The following is a 6,642-nucleotide window of genomic DNA, read 5'->3' on the forward strand; positions in this document are numbered from 1 at the left end:
TTTAGCTATCTTCACGCCATGCTAAGTTCCAGCGATCCGCATGATGACGAAGAGGTATTTCTTTTTCGCGATTTGGCTTTTGATGAGCTGAATTACGGAACACTGCTGAAATATGCGGAAGCCGATGTGATCCGGATGCTGCAATTCAGTTCCGGGTCGGTTCATGCCGTTGAAATCGGGATTGATCACGGAACTTTTCTGTGTAACTACGGTTTCCGGGCAGAACATGAAGTCATCCTCACACAACAGGATCGCACCATTGCGTTGAGCTGCACCTGTGGCGGAAACGGGAAAAAATTGTGTGATCACCAGGCGTTGGTGTTGTACCGCGTCATGGAATACCCGGATTTTCGCGTGTTTTTCGATGAAACCGCCCGAAAGAAAAAAATCGCACAAACCGCCCTTTCCTATGGAATTGACCCCGACACTTATCGTGGCGAAACGAAATGGGAAACACTTTTCCTGCTTTCCTATGAAAACCGGAAACTGCAGATCGCTCCCGTTAGTCCTGAACTGATCCAATTAAACCAGGAAAAGAAGGATGAACTCAGCAAAAAACTGGCTCCTGTGCCTTTTTCCCCAGAAAGTCTGCCCGCTGCACTTCCAAACCGGTTCATTGCTTTCAATGCGCAGGCAAGTGAAGGAAACTTCGATTTCCAGCTCTATGAAAGTGCTCTGACTCAAGGCGGGAAAATCAAACACCCAATCCGACAGTTGAATGCGCTGGAAGCAGCTTTGCAGGAAAACGACCCGGAAATCATCCAGGCGTATACTGCGCTCGGAATGCTCAGCGTGAAGCATCATCTCTATCGGAATCCGGCTGGAAATGAAGAAACGTTCCTGAAAATCATCCGATCGGTATTGATTGCCAAACCGCTTTTCAACCGTTTCGAAGTGGTCGAAGCACAAGATGCCAAACTACCGAAGGGAACGGATGCAGCGATCCGGATTCACGATAAACCGCTTTTTCTGCATCTGAACGTAGATCAAAACGAAGAATTTTACGAAGTAACCGGTTTTATTGAACTGGATAATCTGCATATTCCCTTTGACCAGGTGAAGATGAAAAGCGACGTTTTTATCCGGCGCGGACACGATTTATATTTGATCAAAAACTGGAATTACGTCCGCACACTGGCTTATTTCCGGAAGAATCATCACAAGATGATCATTCATCAATCACAATTTGATGAGTTTCATACGCGTTTTCTCGTGCCGCTTGAAAATGTGATCAGCGTGAATTATTCCTATGTGAAAAAGGCGACACGGGCACTGGTCAAACAAAGCGAACTGGCAACGATTCGCGCCAAGCGCATTTACCTCACGGATAGTGAACATTACATTCACATCACCCCGGTAGTGGAATATGGAAAGGTGGAGGTTCCCGTACTTTCCAAACGGAAGCTTTTGACGATTGATCAAACGGGAAATTCGTTTGAGATTCCGCGGGAGGAAGAACTGGAACTCGATTTTCTCGGACAGATTATCCGGCTTCACAAGGACTTTGAATACCAGCTGGGAGGTGATTTCTTTTACCTGCATAAAAGCCAGTTCCTGGAAAATGACTGGTTCCTGAATGCATTTGAATCCTGGAGCGAGGCCGAATTGGAAATCCACGGGTTTAAAGAATTGACTAAACTGAAGCTGATTCCGAAAAGCATGCAGGTGTCTGTGCAGATCATCAGCGGGATTGACTGGTTTGAAACAAAAGCACACATCCGTGTCGGCGACAACCGGATCCGCCTGAAGGAAATTCAGCGGAGTATCATTCAGAAGTCACGCTATGTGAAACTGGGCGATGGACAACTCGCACTGCTTCCCCAACATTGGCTGGATCGTTTTGCAACGTTTTTCCAGGGCGGAGAATTGGTTGACGAGGTGATCCGCATTCCCAAAACGTCGTACCAGTTTATCGAAGACTGGTTTGAAGCCGACGAAATTGATGGAGCAGTTTTAGAGCACATCGGAGAACTGAAAGACAAGATTTCGCATTTTGAACGCATCCCGGAAATTGACTTACCGCAAGCCTTTCAAACCGAACTCCGGCATTACCAGCGCGAGGGGTATCACTGGCTTCATTTTCTGAATGATTTTGGGTTCGGCGGAGTACTCGCCGATGACATGGGACTTGGAAAAACCATTCAATTACTCGCCTATCTTTCCCGGAAACAGGAGGAGAAAAAAGGAACCCATCTCATCGTGGTTCCAACTTCACTGGTTTTCAACTGGAAGGAAGAAATCGCAAAATTCACTCCACATTTACGGATTATCGAGCTTCACGGCAGTAATCGAAATAAAAGCACGCAACATTTCGAGGCATACGACATCGTTTTGAGCACCTACGGAACCTTGCTTTCCGATATCCGCTACCTGAAAGAGTTTGTCTTCGATACCGTGATTCTGGACGAAGGTCAGGCAATCAAGAACCCGGATTCGAAGCGGTACAAAACCGTCCGTTTGCTACAGGCAAAACAGCGTTTTGTTTTAACCGGAACTCCAATCGAAAACAACACGCTCGACATCTTTGCGATTTTGTCGTTCTGCAATCCGGGCATATTTGGTTCGCTGAAACAGTTCAAGGATCACTATGCCGTTCCGATCGACAAATTCCAGGACAGCCAGCGCGCGCGGGAATTGCAGAAACGCATTCACCCTTTCTTGTTGCGCCGTACCAAGAAACAGGTTGCGACCGAACTTCCGGAGAAAACGGAAATGCTCGTTTATTGCGAAATGGATCACGAACAACGCCGCGTTTACGATGTCTATAAAACCGAGTTAAAGGAATACCTGCTCAGCGAACCGGATTTCCTGGACGGACAAAAGAGCATGCACGTACTTTCCGGGTTAACCAAACTGCGGCAAATTTGTAATTCTCCGGCACTGATCGATGAAAACGGGGTTTCTTACGGCGATCAGTCGGCGAAAATAGGGGAATTGATGGAACAGATCGAAGACAAGAAGAAACACCACAAAATCCTGGTTTTCTCTCAGTTTGTGGGCATGCTCCAATTGGTTCAGAAAGCGCTGGACGAACGTGCTATTTCCTATTCCCTGCTGACCGGCCAAACCCGGAAACGAAAAGAAGCTGTTGCGGCATTCCAGGAAAATGAATCCGTACGCGTGTTTCTCATCAGTTTAAAAGCCGGAGGAACGGGATTGAATTTAACGCAGGCCGATTATGTTTATCTGCTCGATCCGTGGTGGAATCCGGCAGTTGAAAACCAGGCCATCGACCGCGCATATCGCATCGGACAGGAGAAGAAAGTGGTGGCTGTGCGTTTTATTACACCCAACACCATCGAAGAGAAAATCCTCGAGTTGCAGAAACGCAAACGCGAATTGGTGACCGATTTGGTACATACGGATATCAGCACACTCAAACAATTGAGCAAAAAAGAGTTGCTGGAACTCTTATAATTGATTTTCAGTCGCCAAAAAGTGGTGCAAAAGGCTCGTCTCATTCAAAGCCACTCACTAACAAGCATTTCTTTTCTTCCCTTGTTTTACATCAAAAAGACCGAATTACGCTACCGCTCCATCCAAAGGACAAGCGCTTTTTGGTAAAGCCAAAGGATTCAATGCTTTCTTTCCGTTCGTTTCCTGGAATGAGACGATAATCCGGCTTCGACAAATCTCTTGAAATACGACGCTTTCATTATGTTAAATCCTAAAAAAGCACCTTTATTCTAAGCGTTTGTTTGTATTTTTGAAGCATGAAAAAAGGATTGTTTTTACTTGCAATCGCATTAATCGCAGTTGATTTTGCTTTCGGACAGGGTTGCTCACAATGTAAACTCCTGGCTCAGCAAGGGAGTGAATTGAATGAAAATTCGTTCGGTTCGTCTATCAACACCGGGATTTTGTTCCTGATTGCAATTCCTTACCTGATTTTGATGTTTTTCTTCCGTAAGCAGATTGCGGCGCGTTTGTTCAAACGCAAAAAAGCAGCTTAACGGTAAAAATTCATTTCGTCGATGTACTTGCGGACAGGTTCTGTCAGCAGGTAGCGGACATCTTTTCCTTCTTTGATGGCTTGTCGCACAAAACTGGATGAAACCTTCATGACCGGCGCGTCTTCGCACATGATAATATTCGGATGATTCTTGAATCCGTTTTCCGGGTGATGCCCGATTTCCTGTACTTCTTCCTCTTCCTGGATCGTTAAAACCCTTGGATAGACATAAAAGCGGTAGTGTTCCAGCAAATGCTCGTGGTTATACCATTTGTGGAACGTTCTCAGGTTGTCTTCTCCCATGATGAGGGAAAATTCATACGCCGGGTATTTCTCTTTGAGGTATGCTAATGTGGTTGCGGTATAATTGGGCTGCGGAAGTTTGAATTCAATGTCTGACGCACGCAGGTTCGCATTGTCCTGGATGGCTTCATTGACGATCGCTAAGCGATGATAATCTGCCAACAGGGAGGATTTCAGCTTCAGGGGATTTTGAGGCGTTACCACCATCCAAACCTGGTCGATATCCGTGTACTCCGCCATGTAGTTTGCGATGACCAAATGACCGACATGAATCGGGTTAAACGTTCCGAAATACAATCCTACTCTCATTTTCCCGAAATAAAGTTTCGCACCAGTGTCTCTGCTTCCTTGCATGCTCTCAGCAGTTCGTCATTCAGAAGGATGTAATCGAAATCGGGTGCGCGATCCAGCTCGATTTGTGCTTTTGCCAGGCGCATGGCGATTTTCTCCTCTGTTTCCGTACTGCGTGATCTCAAACGCTGCTCCAATGCTTCAAAAGACGGCGGTTGTACAAAGATTGCCAGGGCATTTTTCCCGATGATCCGCTTCAGGTTTAAACCTCCCACAACGTCTACATCAAAGACCACTGTTTTTCCATCGGCCCAGATGCGTTCCAATTCGGATTTCAGCGTCCCGTAAAAATTATTGGTGTATACTTCTTCCCATTCGATGAATGCTTCATCTGCAATTTTCTGCTTGAAGCCCTCTATTCCCAGGAAGTAATAGTGTTTTCCATGCTCTTCTTCTCCACGCGGATCACGGCTACACGCTGAAATGGAAAAAGCCAGTTCAGGCATTTTACCCAAAAGGTGCTGTACGATCGTTGTTTTTCCTGCTCCTGACGGGGCTGAGAAAATAATGCATTTACCGGCACTTGGATCAAACTTCATTTTAAAGGGTATTTAAAACTTGCTCTTTGATTTTCTCCAGGTGATCTTTCATTTCGACAACCAGTTTCTGCATTTCCACGTGATAGGATTTGCTCCCTAGTGTGTTGATCTCCCGTCCGATTTCCTGTGTAATAAACCCCAGTTTCTTCCCGCAAAGTGGAATATTCATAGTTTCCAGGAAATAGTTTAAGTGATTCGAAAGACGCATTTTCTCTTCCGAAACATCCATTTTCTCAATATAGAAAATGATTTCCTGTTCCAAACGGTTCAAATCGATTGCCTGGTTGGAGATCTTTTCCAATCCGGTTTTCATGCGTTCACGAACTGCTTCAATTCGTGCTGCTTCGTATTTGGGAACTTCTCCCAGTAATTCATCAATGCGTTGAATATTCGATTCGAAATCCTTTCTGAGTTGGTCACCTTCCTGTTTGCGGAATTCGTTCAGATGTTGGCAAGCTTCGCGAACCAGGCTCTGAACAAATGCAGATTCCTCGTCTGAAAGTGCTTCCTTATCATTGGTATAAATTTCCGGCATACGCAAAACCAACGCAAGAATATCATTGGTAGATTCTCCCAGTAGCTCGGCAGTTTCCTTAATATCTTTGTAATAAGCCTGAGCAAGCTCCTTATTGATCGTGTAATTCTTGGTTTCACCCGAATTCTCCAGGGAAATGGACAATTCCACTTTTCCCCTGTCCAGCAATTCCGCTACTATTGAACGATTTTCCAATTCGATTTCGCGGTACAAGGGAATTGCACGCACGTTTAAATCTAAGCTTTTGCTGTTTAAGGATCGGATTTCCGCAACGATCTTCTTCCCCTGGAAGGATCCGCTTGCTTTTCCGTAGCCGGTCATTGATAATACCATTTGCTTCAGTTTGGGCAAAAGTACGGAAATAATGGCTAGGTGATCTGTTTATAGCCGATTTCTAAGGTCAGAATTGTTTTTGTGACTCATTTTTCTTCGTTTCCCGCAGAAGTTGGCAAAAGCTAACCGGATGCATTTCAGATGCTGTCTTCAAGAACACGGGTTTACATGCATGTTGCGTCCTGAATCGGGATAAGATGAGATCGTGACACCCCGTTCTGCAGATTGAGTTCAATCGGATTCGAATACGGCTCAATCCCATGTTTTTCCATGTCCTCCTATTTGGAATTCGGGTCATTGTGTTGGGGGATTGTTAGGGGAAAGATTTGGGGTATGGGGATGAATTTGATTCAGGATTTGGTTTAGATTCTGCGTGGCGGTTCTTATTATCAGGTTAACGTGTCGTGATTTCAGTACTAGATATAGCAATATGACGATATAGGATTGCTCTTGTTGCTTTTTGAAAAAGGAGACAGAAAATAAATGGATCGATGTTCCGGCAGATATTTTGCGCAATATCGTCTAAGCTTTGTATTCCCGTCCCCATATTGGGAAATTGGGAATTCGGGTTATTGGCCGGGTTGTTTCAGGGGCAGGGAAAAGTAGCAAGTTTAGGGCATAAAAAAAGC

The 6,642-nt window shown here is 45.2% G+C and carries 5 protein-coding genes; 2 read left to right on the forward strand and 3 right to left on the reverse strand.

Features of this window, described 5'->3' with window-relative positions; all coding sequences use genetic code 11:
- Positions 1-18: 18 nt before the first annotated feature.
- Both ABDV94_RS20025 and ABDV94_RS20030 read left to right on the forward strand, forming a co-directional pair.
- Positions 19-3,417 carry a DEAD/DEAH box helicase gene (locus ABDV94_RS20025; RefSeq protein WP_343749004.1) on the forward strand — a complete coding sequence of 1,133 codons (3,399 nt, stop codon included), beginning with the start codon at positions 19-21 and terminating at the stop codon, positions 3,415-3,417.
- Between the two features lie 296 nt (positions 3,418-3,713).
- Positions 3,714-3,953, forward strand: a complete 240-nt coding sequence (locus tag ABDV94_RS20030) for a hypothetical protein (protein ID WP_343749005.1) — start codon at positions 3,714-3,716, stop codon at positions 3,951-3,953.
- Here ABDV94_RS20030 and nadD read toward each other — a convergent pair.
- The 3 genes from nadD to ABDV94_RS20045 are packed head-to-tail and all read right to left on the reverse strand — an operon-like array spanning position 3,950 to position 6,013.
- Positions 3,950-4,564, reverse strand: a complete 615-nt coding sequence (gene nadD, locus ABDV94_RS20035) for a nicotinate (nicotinamide) nucleotide adenylyltransferase (RefSeq protein ID WP_343749006.1) — start codon at positions 4,562-4,564, stop codon at positions 3,950-3,952. The genes ABDV94_RS20030 and nadD overlap by 4 nt on opposite strands.
- Positions 4,561-5,145: a guanylate kinase gene (gene gmk, locus ABDV94_RS20040; protein WP_343749007.1), complete on the reverse strand. Its 585-nt coding sequence runs from the start codon at positions 5,143-5,145 to the stop codon at positions 4,561-4,563. The genes nadD and gmk overlap by 4 nt, the downstream gene beginning before the upstream one ends.
- A gap of 1 nt (position 5,146) precedes the next feature.
- Positions 5,147-6,013: a YicC/YloC family endoribonuclease gene (locus ABDV94_RS20045; protein WP_343749008.1), complete on the reverse strand. Its 867-nt coding sequence runs from the start codon at positions 6,011-6,013 to the stop codon at positions 5,147-5,149.
- Positions 6,014-6,642: the final 629 nt, after the last annotated feature.

This window comes from Fluviicola sp. (assembly GCF_039596355.1).
Lineage (GTDB): Bacteria > Bacteroidota > Bacteroidia > Flavobacteriales_D > Crocinitomicaceae > Fluviicola.

What these genes read in the sequence shown, in the direction of transcription:
- nadD (WP_343749006.1), bottom strand. Translation starts at nt 4,564, where the DNA reads ATGAGAGTAGGATTGTATTTCGGAACGTTTAACCCGATTCATGTCGGT.
- ABDV94_RS20030 (WP_343749005.1), top strand. Translation starts at nt 3,714, where the DNA reads ATGAAAAAAGGATTGTTTTTACTTGCAATCGCATTAATCGCAGTTGAT.
- gmk (WP_343749007.1), bottom strand. Translation starts at nt 5,145, where the DNA reads ATGAAGTTTGATCCAAGTGCCGGTAAATGCATTATTTTCTCAGCCCCG.
- ABDV94_RS20045 (WP_343749008.1), bottom strand. Translation starts at nt 6,013, where the DNA reads ATGGTATTATCAATGACCGGCTACGGAAAAGCAAGCGGATCCTTCCAG.
- ABDV94_RS20025 (WP_343749004.1), top strand. Translation starts at nt 19, where the DNA reads ATGCTAAGTTCCAGCGATCCGCATGATGACGAAGAGGTATTTCTTTTT.